Annotated in this window: 19 protein-coding genes; 18 read left to right on the top strand and 1 reads right to left on the bottom strand. The window is 73.0% G+C overall.

All coding sequences use genetic code 11. The annotated features are described in order from the left end of the window. Positions 1 to 257 precede the first annotated feature (257 nt). Positions 258 to 1190, top strand: a complete 933-nt coding sequence (locus GA0074704_RS24490) for an ABC transporter ATP-binding protein (protein ID WP_088972663.1) — start codon at positions 258 to 260, stop codon at positions 1188 to 1190. 7 nt (positions 1191 to 1197) lie between these two features. On the opposite strand, the gene GA0074704_RS24485 is transcribed toward GA0074704_RS24490, so the two are convergent. Beyond that, positions 1198 to 1434, bottom strand: coding sequence for a flavin reductase (locus GA0074704_RS24485; RefSeq protein ID WP_088972662.1), 237 nt, complete (start codon positions 1432 to 1434; stop codon positions 1198 to 1200). 436 nt (positions 1435 to 1870) lie between these two features. On the opposite strand from GA0074704_RS24485, the gene GA0074704_RS24480 reads away from it, so the two are divergent. From GA0074704_RS24480 to GA0074704_RS24400, 17 genes are all read left to right on the top strand, one after another. After that, complete coding sequence (locus GA0074704_RS24480; RefSeq protein WP_231926672.1) at positions 1871 to 2674, top strand: helix-turn-helix domain-containing protein; 804 nt, start codon at positions 1871 to 1873, stop codon at positions 2672 to 2674. Then, positions 2665 to 2856, top strand: a complete 192-nt coding sequence (locus tag GA0074704_RS24475; protein WP_088972661.1) for a DUF397 domain-containing protein — start codon at positions 2665 to 2667, stop codon at positions 2854 to 2856. Before GA0074704_RS24480 ends, GA0074704_RS24475 begins: the two co-directional genes overlap by 10 nt. 181 nt (positions 2857 to 3037) lie before the next feature. Further along, positions 3038 to 3982 carry an aminoglycoside phosphotransferase family protein gene (locus tag GA0074704_RS24470; RefSeq protein WP_088972660.1) on the top strand — a complete coding sequence of 315 codons (945 nt, stop codon included), beginning with the start codon at positions 3038 to 3040 and terminating at the stop codon, positions 3980 to 3982. A gap of 28 nt (positions 3983 to 4010) precedes the next feature. Continuing rightward, on the top strand, positions 4011 to 4553 hold the full coding sequence (locus tag GA0074704_RS24465; RefSeq protein WP_172880762.1) for a DapH/DapD/GlmU-related protein: 543 nt from the start codon (positions 4011 to 4013) through the stop codon (positions 4551 to 4553). Between the two features lie 40 nt (positions 4554 to 4593). Beyond that, a complete protein-coding gene (locus GA0074704_RS24460) occupies positions 4594 to 4968 on the top strand; it encodes a hypothetical protein (RefSeq protein ID WP_088972659.1) in 375 nt (124 codons plus the stop codon). Between the two features lie 48 nt (positions 4969 to 5016). Then, a complete protein-coding gene (locus GA0074704_RS24455) occupies positions 5017 to 5346 on the top strand; it encodes a hypothetical protein (RefSeq protein WP_088972658.1) in 330 nt (109 codons plus the stop codon). Positions 5347 to 5467: 121 nt separating this feature from the next. Beyond that, entirely contained in the window at positions 5468 to 6268 is an 801-nt protein-coding gene (locus tag GA0074704_RS24450; protein ID WP_088972657.1) for an ABC transporter permease, read from the top strand. A 10-nt stretch (positions 6269 to 6278) separates the two neighbouring features. Beyond that, a complete protein-coding gene (locus GA0074704_RS24445) occupies positions 6279 to 7088 on the top strand; it encodes an ABC transporter permease (protein WP_088972656.1) in 810 nt (269 codons plus the stop codon). Between the two features lie 88 nt (positions 7089 to 7176). Continuing rightward, positions 7177 to 8364 (top strand): YihY/virulence factor BrkB family protein, encoded by a 1188-nt coding sequence (locus tag GA0074704_RS24440; protein WP_231926671.1) that lies wholly within the window; start codon positions 7177 to 7179, stop codon positions 8362 to 8364. A gap of 1130 nt (positions 8365 to 9494) precedes the next feature. Next, positions 9495 to 10673, top strand: a complete 1179-nt coding sequence (locus tag GA0074704_RS24435) for an ROK family protein (protein WP_088972655.1) — start codon at positions 9495 to 9497, stop codon at positions 10671 to 10673. After that, the gene (locus GA0074704_RS24430) at positions 10670 to 12223 is read left to right on the top strand and encodes a sugar ABC transporter ATP-binding protein (protein WP_088972654.1); all 1554 of its coding nucleotides are present in this window, start codon (positions 10670 to 10672) and stop codon (positions 12221 to 12223) included. The genes GA0074704_RS24435 and GA0074704_RS24430 overlap by 4 nt, the downstream gene beginning before the upstream one ends. After that, positions 12220 to 13338: an ABC transporter permease gene (locus tag GA0074704_RS24425; RefSeq protein WP_088972653.1), complete on the top strand. Its 1119-nt coding sequence runs from the start codon at positions 12220 to 12222 to the stop codon at positions 13336 to 13338. The genes GA0074704_RS24430 and GA0074704_RS24425 overlap by 4 nt, the downstream gene beginning before the upstream one ends. Positions 13339 to 13489: 151 nt before the next feature. Next, positions 13490 to 14545: a substrate-binding domain-containing protein gene (locus GA0074704_RS24420; protein WP_088972652.1), complete on the top strand. Its 1056-nt coding sequence runs from the start codon at positions 13490 to 13492 to the stop codon at positions 14543 to 14545. A gap of 54 nt (positions 14546 to 14599) precedes the next feature. After that, positions 14600 to 15811, top strand: a complete 1212-nt coding sequence (locus GA0074704_RS24415) for a Gfo/Idh/MocA family protein (RefSeq protein ID WP_172880981.1) — start codon at positions 14600 to 14602, stop codon at positions 15809 to 15811. A 502-nt stretch (positions 15812 to 16313) separates the two neighbouring features. Beyond that, complete coding sequence (locus GA0074704_RS24410) at positions 16314 to 17480, top strand: inositol-3-phosphate synthase (RefSeq protein WP_088972650.1); 1167 nt, start codon at positions 16314 to 16316, stop codon at positions 17478 to 17480. Continuing rightward, entirely contained in the window at positions 17464 to 18309 is an 846-nt protein-coding gene (locus GA0074704_RS24405; protein ID WP_088973947.1) for an SCO3242 family prenyltransferase, read from the top strand. The genes GA0074704_RS24410 and GA0074704_RS24405 overlap by 17 nt, the downstream gene beginning before the upstream one ends. Continuing rightward, on the top strand, positions 18306 to 19304 hold the full coding sequence (locus GA0074704_RS24400; RefSeq protein ID WP_088972649.1) for a sugar phosphate isomerase/epimerase family protein: 999 nt from the start codon (positions 18306 to 18308) through the stop codon (positions 19302 to 19304). Before GA0074704_RS24405 ends, GA0074704_RS24400 begins: the two co-directional genes overlap by 4 nt. Positions 19305 to 19364: the final 60 nt, after the last annotated feature.

Genomic DNA, 19364 nt, shown 5'->3' with positions numbered 1-19364 from the left:
TCGAGTGACAATTTCGGTGCCAGGCGTTGACAATTTAACCATTGGTGGCCTCGTCCGAAAACGATCTGTCCACTTAGGTCTCTTACGCCCTGCGAGTGATGGTACCGGCACGCAGGGCGACGGTGTGGCCCGGGTCATGGCTGCGCGTTGGTCTTGTCACTTTCCGTTACTTCGCTACGGTCCGTGACGAGGGCTGAGGTCGGCGGCCGGGCCCGAATCGGGTCGAACGTGTCGTAGCCCGGGGCTAGGGTCGGCCGGTGACCACAGGACAGCCACTCATCCAGGCCCGGGGGCTGGTGAAGCGGTTCGGCGACTTCACCGCCGTCGCCGGCATCGACGTCGAGGTGCGCCCGGGCGAGGCGTTCGGCTTCCTCGGCCCCAACGGCGCCGGCAAGTCGTCCACCATGCGGATGGTCGGCTGCGTCTCCCCGCCGACCGGGGGCGAGCTGCGCATCCTCGGGATGGACCCGGTCCGCGACGGGCCGGCCATCCGCGCCCGGCTCGGCGTCTGCCCCCAGGTGGACAGCCTCGACCCCGAGTTGACCGTCCGGGAGAACCTGACCACCTACGCCCGCTACTTCGGCATCCCGCGCAAGGTGGCCCGGCAGCGCGCCGCCGAGCTGCTCGACTTCGTCCAGCTCACCGAGCGGGCCGACAGCAAGGTGGAGCCGCTCTCCGGCGGGATGAAGCGGCGGCTCACCATCGCCCGCGCACTGGTCAACGAGCCCGAGATCGTGCTGCTCGACGAGCCGACCACCGGCCTGGACCCGCAGGCCCGTCACCTGGTCTGGGAGCGGCTGTTCCGGCTCAAGCGGCAGGGCGTGACCCTGGTCCTCACCACCCACTACATGGACGAGGCCGAGCAGCTCTGCGACCGCCTGGTGGTGATGGACGGCGGCCGGATCGTCGCCGAGGGCTCGCCCCGCGCGCTGATCGAGGAGCACTCCACCCGCGAGGTGGTGGAGCTGCGCTTCGCGGCCGAGTCGCAGGAGGCGTTCGCCGGCAAGCTGGAGGGCCTGGCCGAGCGGGTCGAGGTGCTGCCCGACCGGATCCTGCTCTACGTCCCCGACGGTGACGCGGCGGTCGAGGAGGTGACCGGGTTGGGTCTGCAACCGGCCAGCGTGCTGGTGCGGCGCAGCAGCCTGGAGGACGTCTTCCTCCAGCTCACCGGCCGCACCCTCGTCGACTGAGGTGTGGTCAGCGTGACCGGGCCCAGTTGAGGATCCGATCGGCCAACCGGTCCGGCGGGCACTGCCCGGCCAGGTCGACCGTCGCCTCGGCCAGCAGCGTGCCCAGATAGATCAGCAGCGCGGTCCGGTCCTCGCGGTACTCGGCGAGCAGCGCCAGCCGGGCCGCCGAGCACGGCCACCCGGCGCCGCACACCCGGCAGCGCCACCCCGGCCGGGCCGCCACGTGCGGCCGGTAACGCGGCATCAGCGCGGATCCTCTGCGCCACCCGGTCGGCGCGGCGACGGCAGTCGGTGGCCGCCGTTGGCCCGCCACTCCTGGGCCCGGGTCAGCCGCCCCGGACGCCCCGGCCGGTCGACCGGGAACACCTCCGTCGGGGCGGTCGCCCACGCCGGACGATCGTTGCGCGTACGCCGGGGGAGCGGGGCGGGTGCCGTCGGGCGGCACCGCCAGAACCTGATCCGCATCGGGTGGACCTCCGTCGAGTGGGTGAGGGGGTGTCCTGCGTCCGCCGGCCCGCAGGACACCCCGGCCTGGTTCCGCCCGCCGTCGAGATCCCGTGAGCGGTTCCGCTGCGTGACAGTCTGCTGAGGACACGACTACCGTGGGAGGTCCCGCGCGCCGACGACCAGCGCGTATACCGGTCGGCGCAAGCCGGTACGAGGATGTACGGAGGCTGTCCGTGGAGAGCTCGTCGATGCTGGACCACTTCGCCGAGGAGCTGCGGCTGGCCCGGGCCGGTGGCGGCATGTCCCAGGCGGCGCTGGCCGAGGCGCTGAGCTATTCCGGGGCGCTGGTGGCCAAGGTGGAGACCAGCGAACGCCGGCCCAGCCTCGACTTCGCCCGCCGCTGCGACGCGGTGTTCGGGGCGGACGGGCGGTTCGAGCGGATCCAGCGCCGGATCAGCCGGGAGACCGTGGTGCCGTGGGTGCGTGACTGGACGGGCATCGAGGCAGAGGCGACTGCGCTTCGCTGGTTCGAGCCGCTCTACGTGCCGGGCCTTCTGCAGACCGAAGCGTATGCCCAGGCCATCCTGGACGCGGCGGGGCTGTTCGGCTTGGACGAGATAGAGCAGCAGGTAACCACACGGATCGATCGTCAGGCGGTGCTCACCAGGAACAGGCCGCCGCTACTCACCACGGTGGTCGACGAACAAGTGCTGCGCCGCCGAATCGGCGGCTCGGAGGTTATGCGCGAGCAGTTGCGACACCTCGTGAAGCTGGGGTCGGCTCTGCCCAGGGTTCGAATCCAGGTCGTGCCACTCTCGGCGGGTGCCTACCCTGGGCTCGACGGCCCCTTCGTGATCGCTACCTCGCCAGCCGGAGAGGACGTGGTCTACCTGGAGGGACAGCGCCACGGACAGGTGATCGATCGCGCCGAGTACCTGCGGCAGATGGTCGAGGTGTGGGAGTCGATCCGTGGTGAGGCACTATCGCAGCAGCAGTCCCTCGACCTGATCGCGGAAGTGGCGGAGACATGGACCTGAACGACGCCCGGTGGCGCAAGAGCACTCGCAGCAACGGCAGCGGTGGTGCCTGCGTGGAGGTGGCCGACAATCTTCCCGGCGTGGTGGCCGTACGCGATTCGAAGGACCCGGCCGGCCCGGCGCTGGCCTTCGCCCCCGCGGCCTGGCGCGCGTTCGTCGCCGCCCTTCCCGCCCGGTCGTAGGGTGCGGCCATCGCAGGACCGCGACCCGGTATGCCGCACCTCGGGCCCCACGCCGAGGGGCCCATCGCGCCGGGCGGCAAGTCGGTCCTTCCCGTCGGGCTGATGCCCCGACCTGCCGCAGGTGTGCCGCTCTCGCGGCGGCGGGCACCCGTTCGGAGCCTCGACGGGCGAGGATGTCCCGGTGACCGACACACCGCAGCTCGGCCCCGTGCCCGACCGCGTCGCCGTCGACGCGGCGCAGGTGCGGCAGCTCGTCGCCGACCAGTTCCCGCGATGGGCCGGCCTCCCGGTCGAGCCGGTCGCCGACGGTGGCTGGGACAACTGGACGTTCCACCTCGGCCAGGAGCTGTCCGTGCGGCTGCCCAGCGCCGCCCCCTACGCCCTGGCGATCGAGAAGGAACACCGGTGGCTTCCGGTGCTCGCCGCCAGACTTCCGCTGCCGGTCCCCGTTCCGCTGGCGAAGGGCGAACCGGGCGCGGGATACCCGTACCCGTGGTCGGTCTACCGGTGGGTCGACGGCGAGCCGGCGCGGGCCGACCGGATCGCCGACCCGGTGCGGTTCGCCGACGACCTGGCCCGGTTCCTGGTCGCCCTGCGAACCGTGGACCCCACCGACGGCCCGCGTCCCGGCCTGCACAACTGGTTCCGGGGCGGCACCCTGAAGACGTACGACGATCTGGCCCGGCGTGCGCTCGCGGCCCTGGACGGCCACGTCGACACCAACCTGGCCCGGGAGATCTGGGCCGGCGCGCTGGACGCACCCTGGGACGGTGTGGAGCGCTGGTTCCACGGCGACGTGGCCCAGGGCAACCTGCTGCTCGACGGCGGGGAGTTGGCTGCCGTCATCGACTTCGGCACCTGCGGCGTCGGCGACCCGGCCTGCGACCTGGCGGTGGCCTGGACACTGCTGACCGCCGAGGGCCGGCAGGCCTTCCGCGGCCGGCTACCCGTCGACGCGGCGAGCTGGGCGCGCGGGCGCGGCTGGGCCCTGTGGAAGACGCTGACCGCCTGCGCCCGGGCCGTCGACGGCGCCGACGACCCGGACGCGTTCCGCGTCCTCGACGAGATCTTCTCCGAGTACGCCGCCGGCACGCTGCCCGCCGCGGGACCGGCGGCACGGGCCTGATCGGCGAGCACACCCAGGAGGGCTGCACGTGTCCAGCGACCGCTTCATGCGGATCCACAGTCCGGAGTTCCAGGCGATGGCCGAGCGGGTCCTGGAGGTCACCGAGCTGACCACCCGCCTCAACTCCCTGCCCTTCGACGACGAGGCCGGCAAGGCGGAGCTGTTCGCGCAGATCCTCGGCAGGCCGCTGCCCGCCCGGGTGACGATCTACCCGCCCTTCTACACCGACCACGGCCTGCGACTCGACATCGCCGAACGGGTCTTCATCAACCAGAACTGCACGTTCCTCGACTACGCCGGCATCCGGCTCGCGGAGCGGGTGATGATCGGCCCGAAGGTCACCTTCATCACCAACGGCCACCCGGTCGATCCCGGGGAGCGGCGGCTCTATCTCACCGGCGCGCCGATCGACGTGGCGGAGAACGTGTGGATCGGCGCGGGGGCCACGATCCTGCCCGGGGTGAGCATCGGCCGGGACGCGGTGATCGCCGCGGGCGCGGTGGTGGCCGACGACGTCCCGCCGGCGAGCCTGGTGACCGGCCCGAAGGCGACGGTCCGCCGCCAGTGGTGAACCGTCTCGACCAGGAGCGGGCGACGGGAGGTGTGGAGAGATGGCAGCGGACCCGATCTGGGAGTTCGACCGGCGAGTGGCCGAGGTGCGTGCGGACGACGGCGCGACTGGCTATCTGTACGTCGAACTCGACGACTCGCCGCGCGGCGACGGTCTACGGGAGGTGTCCGTCGACATGACGCTCGTTCCCGCGAACGGGGGACCGCGCCGGGCCGGCGACTACTGGTGGTTCAGCGACCGGGCCGACCCCGACCCGGGCGATGCCCGGGAGGAACTGCGCACCGGTCTGGTCGACTGGTACGGGCGGACACTACGGGTGCAGCGCTGGCTGAGCGGGCCTGAGTCGGATCTCATCGTCGGGTGGTTCCCAGGTCGGTTACGCCCGCCCTCGTACGGTGTGGGAGGTGACCGCTGACGGCAGTCCGGCGGAGGTGTCGCACGGCGGGAAGGATGGACCCACCCCATGGTTTCCCAGCATCTGAGTGAGGCTTTTGGCGACGTTCCGCTGTGGCCGGTGGTGCTCGGTCTGTCCGCGTGGTGGGTCGTGCTGCTGGTGCGGGCGATTCTCTGGCGTGCCGTCCCGTGGTATTTGAAGGCGGTCTCCCTGGTCGCCTATCCCATGGCCGTCGCCGCGCTCTTCATGCCCCGCTACGAGTACGCCCTGGGCCTGCCGGCGATAGGCCTTATCTGGGCGGGCTTTGTCATCGACGGGTTGTGGCGGCGGACGGATGTCCTCGGCCGGTTCGATGACGCTGGGAGAAGACCGCTGCGCGGTCGGCGCCGGCGACGGTGACGGCTGATCCTGCCGAAATCCCTGCGACACCTCTCGACGCCCGCCGTAGGGTTGCCGGCGGTCTGTCGTACCCCCGGGGTAGGAAGGTCGTGGTGAGACGGACGGGGGTGGGGCGGTGAGCGTGACGGAGCTGGCCCGGGAACAGGCCCGGCCGGCGTTGCCCAGGGTGCCGGCGCTGGCGGTGCTGGCGCACTACCTGGTCGGCTACCGGCGGACGTGGCGCGGCGGGGTCTTCTCGTCGTTCCTGCTGCCGGTGCTGAGCGTGGTCGGCTTCGGGTTCGGCGTCGGGGCCTACGTCGACCAGGGCGTCGGCGGGGTGCGCTACCTGTACTGGATCGTGCCCGGCCTGATCGCCTCGACCGCCCTCCAGGTGGCGATCAGCGAGTCGACCTGGCCGGTGTTCAGCAACTTCCAGTGGATCAAGACGTACTTCGCGCAGGTCGCCGCGCCGCTGCGGATCGGTGACGTGCTCACCGGTCACCTCGCCTTCGTGCTGTTCCGGGTGATCACCAGCAGCGCCGCGTTCCTGCTGGTGGTGACCCTGTTCGGGGCGGTCCGCTCGCCCTGGGCGCTCGCCGTGCTCCCGGTGGTCGCGCTGCTCGGCCTGGCCGTCGCCGCACCCACCTTCGGGTACGCCTCGGCCGTGTCCAGCGACACCTACCTCGCCCTGCTGTTCCGCTTCGCGGTGATCCCGATGAGCCTCTTCGCCGGGGTGTTTTTCCCCGTCGAGTCGCTGCCGACGGTGCTGCGCTGGTTCGCGTACGCCACCCCGCTCTGGCACGGCGTCGACCTGTGCCGGGCCGCCACGCTCGGGGTGGCGCCGGCCTGGTCGGTGACCGGGCACCTGCTCTACCTCGCGGTGTGGGCGGTGGCCGGCTGGCTGCTCGCGCTGCGGGGCTTCCGTCGCCGGCTCGTCGTCTAGAGAGGCGCCCGTGATCGCCCTCGCCCTGCCCCGGCTGCTCGACCTGCCGGCCGCCTCCCGTCGGTCCGCGTCGGTGGTCGAGCGGAACCTGGCCAGCCTGCGCCCGCTCTACTGGGTGCTGCTGCTGTCCGGCTTCGTCGAGCCGCTGCTCTACCTGTTCTCCATCGGCGTCGGGGTCGGCGCGCTGGTCGGCGACCTGACGCTGCCCGGCGGCGCTGTCGTGTCGTACGCGGCGTTCGTCGCCCCGGCGATGCTCGCCTCGTCGGCGATGACCGGGGCGCTGGCCGAGACCACGTTCAACTTCTTCGGCAAGATGAAATACCTCAAGCTCTACGACGGCATGATCGCCACCCCGGTCCGGCCGTTCGAGATCGCCCTCGGCGAGCTGGCCTGGGCGATGGTCCGGGGCACCGCCTACTCGGCGGCGTTCCTGGTGGTGATGGTGGCGATGGGGCTGACCACGGCCGGGCGGGCCGCCGTGGCGCTGCCGGCCGCCGTGCTGGTCGGCTTCGCCTTCGGTGCGCTGGGCATGGTCGTGGCCACCCTGATGCGCAGCTGGCAGGACTTCGACCTGCTGGGCTCGGCCCAGTTCACCCTCTTCCTCTTCTCCGGCACGTTCGTGCCCGCCGAGGCGTACCCGGCGGTGCTGCGCTGGCTGGTCGAGGTGACCCCGCTCTACCGCTCGGTGCACCTGATCCGGGGCATCACCCTCGGGGAGGGCGGCTGGTCCTGGCTGCCCGACGTGCTCTACCTGCTGGTCGCGACCGGGCTGGGGCTGGGCGTGGCCGCCCGCCGGATGCAGCGGCTGCTCTACCGGTGACGGCGGACTCCTGTCCCGCTCGAAAAGTTAGCGGCGGACCCCGATGGGGCATGAGCAGGGGGACACCGCCGACGAGTGAGGAGGGGCGATGGCCTCCGACGAGTCTTCCGCCCGCGACGGGCGCGACCGGGACGAGCCCGGCAGCACGACCGCCACCGATCGGCGCCCCGGCGACGTCGTCGGTGCCGGCCGGCACGACGACGACGTTCCAGCCAGCCGCCACCACGACGACCCCATTCCGGCCGACCGCCACCACGACGACCCCGTTCGAGCCGGCCGGTCCGACAGGGGCGCCGTCCGCTCCGGCCCGGCCGGTCCCGACGAGGGCCCGGACAGCCCGACCGAGCTGCCCGGCTCCGGGTGGAAGGCGGCGCTGCGCCGCACCGTCAAGGAGTTCCAGGACGACAGCCTCACCGACTGGGCGGCGGCGCTGACCTACTACGGGGTGCTCTCCATCTTCCCCGGCCTGCTGGTGCTGATCTCCCTGCTCGGCCTGCTCGGCACGCGGGCCACGAACGGCGTCCAGGACACCGTGAACGAGGTGGTGCCGGACGGCAGCATCCGGCAGATCATCAGCGGTGCCATCGACCAAGCCGGCGCGTCCGGCGGGCTGGCCAGCGTCGCCGCCGTCATCGGTCTGCTCGCCGCCTTCTGGTCCGCCTCCGGCTACATCGCCGCCTTCATGCGCGCCTCCAACTCGATCTACGACGTGCCGGAGGGCCGGCCGATCTGGAAGACCCTGCCGATCCGGATCGGGATCACCGCCGTGATCGGCGTGCTGCTCCTGGCCAGCGCGGTGATCGTCGTGTTCACCGGCAGCCTCGCCGAGCAGGCCGGCCAGGCCATCGGCGCCGGTGGAGCCGCCGTCACGGTCTGGAACATCGCCAAGTGGCCGGTGCTGCTGATCCTGGTCAGCCTGATGTTCGCGATCCTCTACTGGGCGTCGCCCAACGCCCGGCACGGCGGCTTCCGCTGGGTCAGCCCGGGCGGCATCCTCGCCGTGGTGATCTGGCTGCTGGTCTCTGGCCTGTTCGCCCTCTACGTCAGCAACTTCGCCTCGTACAACAAGACGTACGGCGCCATCGCCGGCGTGATCGTCTTCCTGGTCTGGTTGTGGCTGAGCAACATCGCCATCCTGCTCGGTGCCGAGTTCGACGCCGAGCTGGAACGTGGCCGGGCCATCTCCGCGGGCCACCCCGCCGACCAGGAGCCCTACGTCGAGCTGCGCGACGACCGCAAGCTGCGCAAGAAGCGCAACGCCGCCGCCGGTCGCTGACCCGCCCGGGTACGCCCCGATCGCCCCGCCGCCCTCCCCGCGGCGGGGCGATCGTCGTCTCCGCCCGCCCGCCCGCGCAGCCGGCCGGCCGGGGCGTCGGCCCGCGTATCCGGCCGGCCGGGGCTTCGGCCCGCGGTTTCGCCGCACCGGCCGCGGATTGGGTCCGCGGTCCGTTTCCGCCGCACCGGCCGCGGATTGGTCCGCGGTCCGTTTCCGCCGCGCCGGCCGCGGATTGGTCCGCGGTCCGTCTCCGCCGCCCCGGCCTGCGGAAGGGGATCGGCACTGGTTCGCACCCCTCACGCCGGTGCCTCGCCCGGTGGTTGCTCCCGGTGCCTACAGACTTGAGAGCACGAACGACTCACCCACCCGTCGGTGCCCGTCCTGTCCGCCCACCGCTGTCGCCCTCACGCGGGTGGCACGACGACCAGGGTGGCCGTAGGGCGGCTGTGCTGTCGGGCCGGGCCACGGTCGTACCGACGGGAGAGTGGCCCCGGCGGGCCCGGTGAGTCATCCACGCTCTCAAGTCTGTAGGCGTCGACGGACCCTCGTCCGCCCCGGCGGGGGACCTGTCGTGTTCGGGTGCGGACGGCAAGTTGGCCTGTCGCCTGGGCCCGGATCGCGGCGAAACGGTCCCTCGCCGAGTCCTCGGCCCGCAGGTTGCGGCAAACGGGCCCTTCCGGAGTGAGTGAAGCGACCGATCGCGGCATGTCGGATTGATCTTGGCCGGCGTGCGGGTGCCGGTCGAGCGGCGCCGACCGAGGGGGGTCGGACAAGGGCTGTGGGGTGGTCGGAAGCGTCGTGCGCCACGTCGAGCGGCACCGGTCGACGGGTTGCCCCAGGTGGGTTCCTCCCGGCTCCGCAGGCGCGGGAAGTGCCGCAATCTGGAGCGATCTTGGGCTGCCGGTCGGGCCGGCGCGGGGGCGCGGAGACGCAGAGAGGCACCCTGACCTGCGAAGACCCAGCGCCCTGCACCTTTTCTAGATCAACTCATAGCTTTTGTTCGCGCGTACAAAAGTTTGCGTCAGATTGGTTGAAGCTCTGGACAGGCGGCACGGAAGGCTCCTACTGTGTCGGACACGACACATCGCCATTGCGTCGATGTGAACGACCCCGATGCGGAGGTGAGTCCCGTGCGGACGGAGGACCCCCTGCACGTGCGGCTGTTGCGGTTGCTCCGCGACGAAGGGGCGGTGTCCCGGGCAGAGCTCGGTGACCGGTTGCAGATGCCCCGCCCGCGCCTGCTCGCCGAGTTGGAACGGCTGGTGAGCCTCGGCTACGTCGCCGAGGCCGGGCTGGCCGCGTCCCGGGGTGGGCGACGCTCCACCCTGGTCGAGTTGAGCCCGCACCTGCGGTTCGCCGCGGTGGACCTGGGTGCCAGCTCGATCGACGTCGAGGTGGTCAACGGCCGGCTGGAGCCGATCGCGGCGTATGCCGAGCCCGCCGACATCCGCTCCGGCCCGAAGGTCACCCTGCAACGGGTCAACGACCTGCTGCACAAGGCCAAGGTGGACGGCGCGTACGAGCGGCTCGACGCGGTCGGCATCGGCGTGCCCGGGCCGGTGAGCTTCCGCGACGGGGTGCCGGTCTCCCCGCCGATCATGCCGGGCTGGGACCGGTTCCCGGTGCGTGAGCTGCTCACCCGGGAGCACGGCTGCCCGGCTGTGGTCGACAACGACGTCAACATCATGGCCATCGGCGAGCGGCACGGCGGCGTGGCCCACTCGGTGGACGACTTCCTCTTCGTGAAGATCGGCACCGGCATCGGCTGCGGCATCTACCTCAGCGGCGAGGTCTACCGGGGCACCGATGGCTGCGCCGGGGACATCGGCCACATCCAGGTCGACGCCAACGGTCCGATGTGCTCGTGCGGCAACATCGGCTGCCTGGAGGCGCTGTTCAGCGGCGCGGCCCTGGCCCGCGAGGCGACCGCCGCCGCGCGCAGCGGCCTCTCCCCGGCGCTGGCCGAGCGGCTGGCCGGGCGGAACGGGCTGACCGCCCTGGACGTCGCCGAGGGCGCCGGCGAGGGCGACGTGACCTGCATCCAGCTGATCCGCGACGGCGGCCGGCGGGTCGGCGGCGTGCTGGCCGGCCTGGTCAGCTTCACCAACCCGTCGATGATCGTGATCGGTGGCGGGCTGGCCCAGCTCGGGCACATCCTGCTCGCCGAGATTCGCAGTGTGGTGTACCGGCGCTCGCTGCCGCTGGCCACCGGAAACCTGCCGGTGGTCCTCTCCGAACTGGGCGGCCGGGCCGGGGTGGCCGGCGCCGCCGTCCTCGCCAGCGACGTCGCCTTCGGGGAGGCATCATGAGCGCATCCGACAAGCCCGCCGACGCCGTCCCGGGCGAGGTGGTGCTGCGCCTCACCGACGTGGTCAAGACCTTCCCCGGCGTACGGGCGCTGGACGGGGTGCAGCTGGAGGTGCGGGCAGGGGAGGTGCACTGCCTGCTCGGCCAGAACGGCGCCGGCAAGTCCACCCTGATCAAGGTGCTTGCCGGGGTGCACCGACCGGACTCGGGGACCGTCGAGTGGCGCGGCCAGCCGGTGAGCTTCGCCAACCCGCAGGCCGCCATGCGCGCCGGCATCGCCACCATCTACCAGGAACTCGACCTGGTCGAGGACCTGTCGGTGGCGGAGAACGCGTTCCTCGGCCACGAGCCGAAGGTGGCCGGCTTCGTCCGGCGCGGCCAGATGGCCCGGCGTACCCGGGAGATCCTGGCCCGGCTCGGGCACGGCGAGATCCCGCCCGGCCGGATGGTCCGGGCGTTGCCCGCCGCCGGCAAGCAGGTGGTGAGCATGGCCCGGGCGCTCTCGCACGAGGCCCGACTGATCATCATGGACGAGCCGAGCGCGGTGCTCGCCCACGACGAGGTGGGCAACCTGTTCCGGATCATCCGGGAACTCACCGCGCAGGGCATCGCGGTCATCTACATCTCCCACCGGATGGAGGAGATCCGCGAGATCGGCGACCGGGTCACCGTACTCAAGGACGGCCGGACCACCGCGGCGAACCTGCCGGCGCGCGACACCCCCACCCGCGACCTGGTGTCCCGGATGACCGGCCGGACCATCGAGTACGTCTTCCCGGACCGCACGACCGACGAGCCGGCGGCCGACGAACTGCTCCGGGTGGACGGGCTGACCCGGGCCGGCGAGTTCGCCGACGTGTCGCTGACCGTGCGGGCCGGCGAGATCGTCGGCATCGCCGGGCTGGTCGGCTCCGGCCGCTCCGAGCTGCTGGAGACGATCTACGGCGCCCGGCGGGCCGAGTCCGGCACGGTACGGATGGCCGGGCGGGCGCTGCGCGCCGGCAGCGTCGGCGCGGCGGTGAAGGCCGGCCTGGGGATGGCCCCGGAGGAGCGCAAGAGTCAGGCGCTGCTGCTCGGCGAGCCGATCTACCGCAACGTCACGCTGGCTACCTTCGGCCGGTACGCCCGCCTCGGCTTCACCGACACCGGCCGGGAACGCGCCGAGGCCACCCGGATCGCCGACGACCTGGAGCTGCGGCCCCGGGACGTGCAGCGCCGGGTGGGCACCCTCTCCGGCGGCAACCAGCAGAAGGTGGTGGTCGGGCGTTGGCTGCTCGGCGGCACGAAGCTGCTGCTGCTCGACGAGCCCACCCGGGGCGTGGACGTGGGTGCCCGGGCCGAGCTCTACCAGGTCATCCGGGGGCTGGCCGAGCAGGGCGTCGGGGTGCTGCTGGTCTCCAGCGAGGTGCCGGAGGTGCTCGGCCTGGCCGACCGGGTGCTGGTCATGCGGGAGGGGCGGCTCGTCCGCGAGGCCCCGGCCGACGAACTCGACGAGAACACCGTCCTCGACCTCGTCATGGCGGGGTCCCTGATGGAAGGCGCACCGGCATGAGCGACACGACACCCACGGCGACGCAGTTGCCGGCCCAGTCGCCGCCGGTCGACCCGGCACAGACCGAGGCCGCCGAGCACACCGCCGCGACGAAGGCCCCGGCGGGCGGCCGGATCCCGTTCTGGAGCGGGGACGGCGGCGAGGGCGCCCGGCGCAACCTGGGCCTGCTCGCCACCCTGGTCATCCTGGTGGTGATCGGCATCGCCACCCGACCCGACCTGTACGGGGACGCGAACTGGGTGTGGGGCAACACCCTCACCATCCTCAAGCTGGCCTCGGTGGTCGGCGTGGTCACCGTCGGGATGACCTTCGTGATCATCGGCGGCGGCATCGACCTGTCGGTCGGCGCGATCGTCGCCCTGGCCGGCGTCTGGTGCACCACCCTGGCCACCCAGAGCTACGGCGCCGGCGGCATGATCTTCAGCGCGCTGGTGGTCGGGCTGGCGGTGGGTCTGGTCAACGGCGTGCTGATCTCCTACGGCCGGCTGGTGCCGTTCATCGCCACGCTGGCCATGATGGTGGCCGCCCGAGGGCTGGCCGCCCAGATCTCCGAGAAGCAGACCCAGGTCTCCAACAGCCAGTTCATCAACGGCATCGCCAGCACCGACGTGCTCGGCATCCCGCTGCTGGTCTACATCCTCGCCGCGGTGGTGCTGGCCGGTTGGGTGCTGCTCAACCGGACCACCTTCGGCCGGCGTACGGTCGCCGTCGGCGGCAACGCCGAGGCCGCCCGGCTGGCCGGCATCAACGTCCGACTGCACACCCTGCTGCTCTACGCGCTCTCCGGCCTCTGCTGCGGCATCGCCGCGATCATGCTGACCGCGCAGGCCAACTCCGCCCAGGCGGCGATGGCGAACCTCTACGAACTGGACGCGATCGCCGCCGCGATCATCGGCGGCACGCTGCTCACCGGCGGGCGGGGCACCATCGTCGGCTCCCTGCTCGGCGTGATCATCTTCTCCACCATCACCAACCTCTTCGCCATCAACGGGCTCTCCACCGAGGCCCAGAACATGGTCAAGGGCGGCATCATCGTCGCCGCGGTCCTGGTCCAGCAGGTGCAGTTCCGGGGCCTGGGCGGCCGGTTCGGGGGCAAGCGGGCCAGCACCGCCTGACCCCGGCACCGACCGACCCGCCGCGACAGCAGGAGCCACCTCCACCCCGTACCCGATCACCGCGAAACCCGCGGCCACCTCGACACACCGACGGTGGCCGGGACGACCACACCCTCTTCCGCTCCCCCCACCCGCATTTCAGGAGGTCGACATGACAACCAGAAGCGACCTGTCCCGCCGCCGGATCCTCTTCGGCTCCGCGGCGCTCGGCGCCGGTGCCCTGCTCACCGCGTGCACCAGCAACGAGGCCACCCCGACCGAGGCACAGACCAAGGCCGCCGCGAACTCCTCCGGCGGCGCCGCCGCCCCGGGCAAGCAGGTCACCATCGGCTTCTCCGCCCCGGCAGCCGACCACGGCTGGATCGCCGCCATCACCAACAACGCCAAGGCGCAGGCCGGGGCGTACTCGGACGTCAAGCTGCAGAGCGTGGAGGCCGGCGCGGACGCGGCGGCCCAGCGCGCGGCGCTGTCCACCCTGATCTCCCAGAAGCCGGACGTGATCGTGCTGCTGCCGCACGACGGCAAGGAGCTCAACGCCTTCGGCCTGGAGGCGATGAAGGCCGGCATCCCGGTGGTCAACCTGGACCGGGCCTTCCCCGACCCGAAGGCCTACCGGTTGCAGATCAAGGGCGACAACTACGGCATGGGCGTCGCCGCCGCGACGTACATCATCGAGCAGCTCAAGGCCAAGGGCGTGAGCAACCCGGTGATCGGTGAGATCCCCGGCATCGACTCGCTGGAGCTGACCCAGGAACGCTCGAAGGGCTTCGCCGACACCCTGGCGGCCAGCGGGCTGAAGGTCGCCAACCGGCGGCCGGCGGAGTTCACCGCCGACTCCGGCCAGCAGGCCGCGACCGGCCTCTTCCAGGCCCTGCCGAAGATCGACGCGATCTGGAACCACGACGACGACCAGGGCATCGGCGTCCTCGCGGCGGTCAACCAGGCCAACCGCAAGGAGTTCTTCATGGTCGGCGGCGCCGGCTCGAAGAAGGCCATGGAGGACATCAAGGCCGACAACACGGTGCTGAAGGCGACCGTCACCTACAGCCCGTCGATGGCCTCGTCGGCGATCTCGCTGGCCCGGCTGATCGGCCAGGGCAAGGGCATGTCCGACCTGGTGGAACTCCAGGTCCCCAAGGAGATCGTGCTGGCCTCCGAGACCATCACCAAGGAGAACGCGGGCGACTACCTGAAGCTCGGGTTCTGACACACGGTTGGGAGACCTCCCTTGTCCACTCACAACAGGCAACTGCGGGTCGGCATGGTCGGCTACGCGTTCATGGGCGCGGCGCACTCGCAGGCGTGGCGCACCGTGAACCGGGTCTACGACCTGCCGGCGCGGGTCCGGATGTCGACGATCTGCGGCCGGGACCCCGGCAAGGTCGCCGACGCCGCCGACCGGCTCGGCTGGGACAGCTGGACCACGGACTGGCGGGCCCTGGTGACGTCCGACGAGATCGACGTCGTCGACATCTGCACACCGGGGGACAGCCACGCCGAGATCGCGCTCGCCGCGCTGGCCGCCGGCAAGCACGTGATCTGCGAGAAGCCGCTGGCCAACACGGTCGCCGAGGCCCGGGAGATGGCCGCCGCGGCGGCCACCGCCCGGACCACCGGGGTGCGCTCGATGTGCGGGTTCAACTACCGCCGGGTGCCCGCGGTCACCCTGATGCGGCAGCTGGTCGAGGCCGGACGCCTCGGCGTGATCCGGCACGTCCGCGCGGCGTACCTGCAGGACTGGATCGTGGACCCGCAGTTCCCGCTGGTCTGGCGGCTGCAGAAGGACAAGGCGGGGTCCGGCGCGCTGGGTGACATCGGCGCCCACATCATCGACCTCACCCAGTACGTCACCGGCCAGCGGATCGGCGGGGTCAGCGCGATCACCGAGACGTTCGTCAAGCAGCGCCCCCTGCCGGCCGGCTCCAGCGGCCTGGCCGCCCAGGTCGACGGGCACGGATCGGTGGACGGGCACGGCTCCGTCGACGGGCACGGCCCGGCCACCGGGCCGGTCACCGTCGACGACGCGGCGGTCTTCGTCGCCCGGCTCGACGGCGGCGCACTGGCCACCTACGAGGCCAGCCGGTTCGCCACCGGCCGCAAGAACGCCCTCCGGGTGGAGATCAACGGTTCGCTCGGCAGCGTGGTGTTCGACCTGGAACGCCTCAACGAGCTGGAGTTCCACGACGCCACGCTGCCCGCCGGCGAGCAGGGCTTCACCCGGATCCTGGTCACCGAACCGGAGCACCCGTACCTGTCGGCGTGGTGGCCGCCCGGCCACATCATCGGCTACGAACACTCCTTCACCCACCAGATGCGCGACTTCGTCGAGGCGGTCGCCACCGGCGCCGACCCGACCCCCTCCTTCGAGGAGGCGCTGCAGGTCCAGCTGGTGCTGGACGCGGTCACCCGCTCCGCCGAGCGGAGCTCCTCCTGGACGGAGGTGGCGTCGACCCCGGCGCCGGTGCCCGCCTGACCCACGCCGGCGCCGTGGTCGGCGCCGGTCGCCCACGCGGTCGCGGCACCCGCCGCGCCGCACCACCCGCGACGGCGGCCCACCCGCCGCCGTCGCCCGACGGCTCCCCGGTGCCGACCGGCGAGGGCCGGCCGCGGTTGCGCCCCGCGGCCGGGACGAGGTCGGCCCCGGAGGGTGTGCGACCGCCGCTGTGGCGACGCACGAGGCACGACGGTCCCGTGGGGCGGTCGGACCGGGATTCCCCGGCCGCCCCGCGGGACCGGGCAGGACCCGACGCGGGGGAGGCAGGACCGGCACGCCGACCGGACCTGCCTACCGGCCCCGCCCGTCCCGGCCGCCCGGACCGCCCGGGCCGGTGCCGCCGAACACCGGCGCCGGGTGCACCCACGACGGGTGGGCGGGCGGGGCCATCCGCGTCGACCACGGTCCGGCGTACGCCGCCGGCCGGCCACCCGCCGGCCGCGACGGGCACCGGTCCCCTCACCCGACGGGAAGGAGCATCATGCGTACGGGTGTCTGGCTGGTGGGGGCGCGCGGTTCGGTCGCGACCACCAGCATCGTCGGGGCGCTCGCCCTGCGGGCCGGCCTGGCCGCCCCGACCGGCTGCGTCACCGAGTTGCCCGAGCTGCGGGGCCCCGCCCTGCCGGCCCTGACCGATCTCGTCTTCGGCGGCCACGACGTGGTGTGCACCCCGCTTACCAAGCGGGCCGAGACGCTCGCCGACGCGGGCGTGGTGCCGGCCCGGCTGGTCGCCGCGTTGACCGCCGAGCTGACCGGGGTGGAGGAGGACCTGCGGCCCGCCCCGACCGGCGGCAGCCAGGCCGACCGGGCCGCCACCCTGGTCCGCGAGCTGACCGGGTTCCGCGACCGGCACGCGCTGGACCGGCTGGTGGTGGTGAACGTGTCGGCCACCGAGCCGGTCGCCGTACCGCACCCGGCCCACGCCGACCTGGCCGCGCTGCGGGCCGCGCTCGCCGGACCGGACGACGTGCTGCCGAACAGCTCACTGTGCGCGTACGCGGCGTTCACCGCCGGGGCCGCCTTCGTCGACTTCACCCCGTCCACGGGGGCCCGGCTGCCGGCCCTGACCGCGCTGGCCGCCGAGCGGGGCCTGCCGTACGCGGGGCACGACGGCAAGACCGGGGAGACCCTGGTCAAGTCGGTGCTCGCCCCGATGTTCGCGATGCGGAACCTGGCCGTGCGCTCCTGGTCCGGCACCAACCTGCTCGGCGGCGGTGACGGCGCCACGCTGGCCGATCCGGCCGCCAACGCGGCCAAGGTGGAGAGCAAGCAGCGGGTGCTGGGCGAGACGCTCGGCTACGTACCGCAGGGCCACACCCGGATCGAGTACGTCGAGGACCTGGGCGACTTCAAGACCGCGTGGGACCTGGTCACCTTCGCCGGCTTCCTCGGCACCGGCATGCGGATGGAGTTCACCTGGCACGGCTGCGACTCGGCGCTGGCCGCCCCGCTGGTGCTGGACCTGGCCCGACTCACCGCCGCCGCGCACGCCACCGGCCACACCGGACCCCTGACCGAGCTGGCGTTCTTCTTCAAGGACCCGCTCGGCGCGGCCACCCACTCGCTGGCCGAGCAGTGGATCCGGCTGGGCGACTTCGTCCGGGCGCTGCACGCCGCCGCGGGAGGTGCCGATGAGCCGCGTGGCTGACCTGGTCGAGCTGGTCCGGGCGCCGGCCGGCCTCTCCGTACCCGGGGACGTGCTGGCCGGGGCGGCGGCGGCCGGGACGCTGGACCGGCGGACGCCCGCTCTGGCCGGCGCGTCGGTGCTGCTCTACTGGGGCGGGATGGCCGCCAACGACTGGGCCGACCGCCGGCTGGACGCGGTGGAGCGGCCCGAGCGGCCCATCCCGAGCGGCCGGATCCGTCCCGGCACGGCGGTCGGTATCGCGGCCGGGCTCACCGCCGCCGGGGTGGCGCTGGCCGCCGTCGCGGGCGGCCGGCGGGCCGCCGCCGTCGCGGTGCCGCTGGCGGCGACCGTCTGGGGGTACGACCTGGCCGCCAAGAACACCGCCGCCGGCCCGGTGGTGATGGCCGCCTGCCGGGGGCTGGACGTGCTGCTCGGCGCGACCGGCGGCCGGCTGCGCCGGGCGTTCCCGGCGGCGCTCACCGTGGCCGCGCACACCTGGACCGTCACCGAGCTGTCCCGCCGTGAGGTGAGCGGCGCCGACCGACGGTTGCCGCGGGCAACCCTGGCCGGCACGGCGCTGGTCGCCGCCGCCGCGGTCGGGCCGGCCGTGGCCCCGGTGCCCGCGCTGCTCGCCGCCGGCTACGCCACCCGCTACGGCGGCGCCCAGGCCCGGGTGCTCGCCGACCCGTCGCCGGGCCGGGTCCGGGCCGCCGTCGGCGCCGGCATCACCGGGCTGCCCGCGTTGCAGGGCGCGCTGACCGCCCGGGCCGGCGCCGGGCTGCTCGGGCTGGCGGTCGCGGCGGCGGCGCCGCTGGGCCACCGGCTGGCCCGACTGGTGTCCCCGACATGAACGCCCCCGCCGCGCTGGACCCGACGGAGCTGCGCCTCGGGTACGGCACCAACGGCTTCGCCAACCACCGGCTCGACGACGCCCTCGCCGTCCTGGCCGACCTGGGTTACCAGGGCGTGGCGCTGACCCTGGACCACGACCACCTGGACCCGTTCGCGCCCGGGCTGGCCGCCCGGGTGGCCGCCGTGCGCCGCCGGCTGGACGCCCTCGGGCTGGCCGTGGTGATCGAGACCGGCGCCCGCTACCTGCTCGACCCGTGGCACAAGCACGCGCCGACCCTGCTGCACGACGACCCGGCGCTGCGGATCGAGTTCCTGCGCCGGGCCGTGGCGATCGGCGCGGACCTGGGCGCCGAGGCGGTCTCCTTCTGGGCCGGCGTACGCCCCGACGGCGTCGAGCCCGACGTGGCCTGGGACCGGCTGGTGGCCGGCTGCGGCACGGTCTGCGACGCCGCCACGGCGGCCGGCGTGACGCTGGGCTTCGAGCCGGAACCGGGGATGCTGGTCGAGGAGATCGCCGGCTGGCGCCGGCTGCACGCCGCCCTCGGCGCCCCACCGGCCTTCGGCCTCACCCTCGACATCGGACACTGCCGCTGCCTGGAACCGGCCCCGGTGCCGGACTGCGTACGCCAGGTCGCCGGACACCTGGTCAACGTGCAGATCGACGACATGCGCCGGGGCGTGCACGAGCACCTGGAGTTCGGCACCGGCGAGATCGACTTCCCGCCGGTGCTGGCCGCCCTGGCCGAGGTCGGCTACCGCGGCCTGGTCGCCGTGGAGCTGCCCCGGCACTCGCACGCCGCCCCGACGGTCGCCGCCGGGTCGCTGGACTTCCTGCGCGCCGCCGCCCGGACCGCGTCGACGCGACCGGATCCGCCGGGCGCGGCACCCGGGCCGGAGGCACCCGACTCCGCCCCTTTGCTCTGCTGCGGCGGAGGCGACACTTCCGGGCCCGCACCGTCGCGTGGGGTGCAGCAGAGCAAAGGGGGCGGCTGAACACGTTCGTGGTCGGCCCGGCCGGGCCGACCACGTCCGGACACCGACATCCGCGCTTGG

It is taken from the genome of Micromonospora siamensis (genome assembly GCF_900090305.1).
GTDB lineage: Bacteria > Actinomycetota > Actinomycetes > Mycobacteriales > Micromonosporaceae > Micromonospora > Micromonospora siamensis.
Note: the sequence above shows the minus strand (reverse complement) of the source record. Positions and strands in the feature narration are given on the sequence as shown.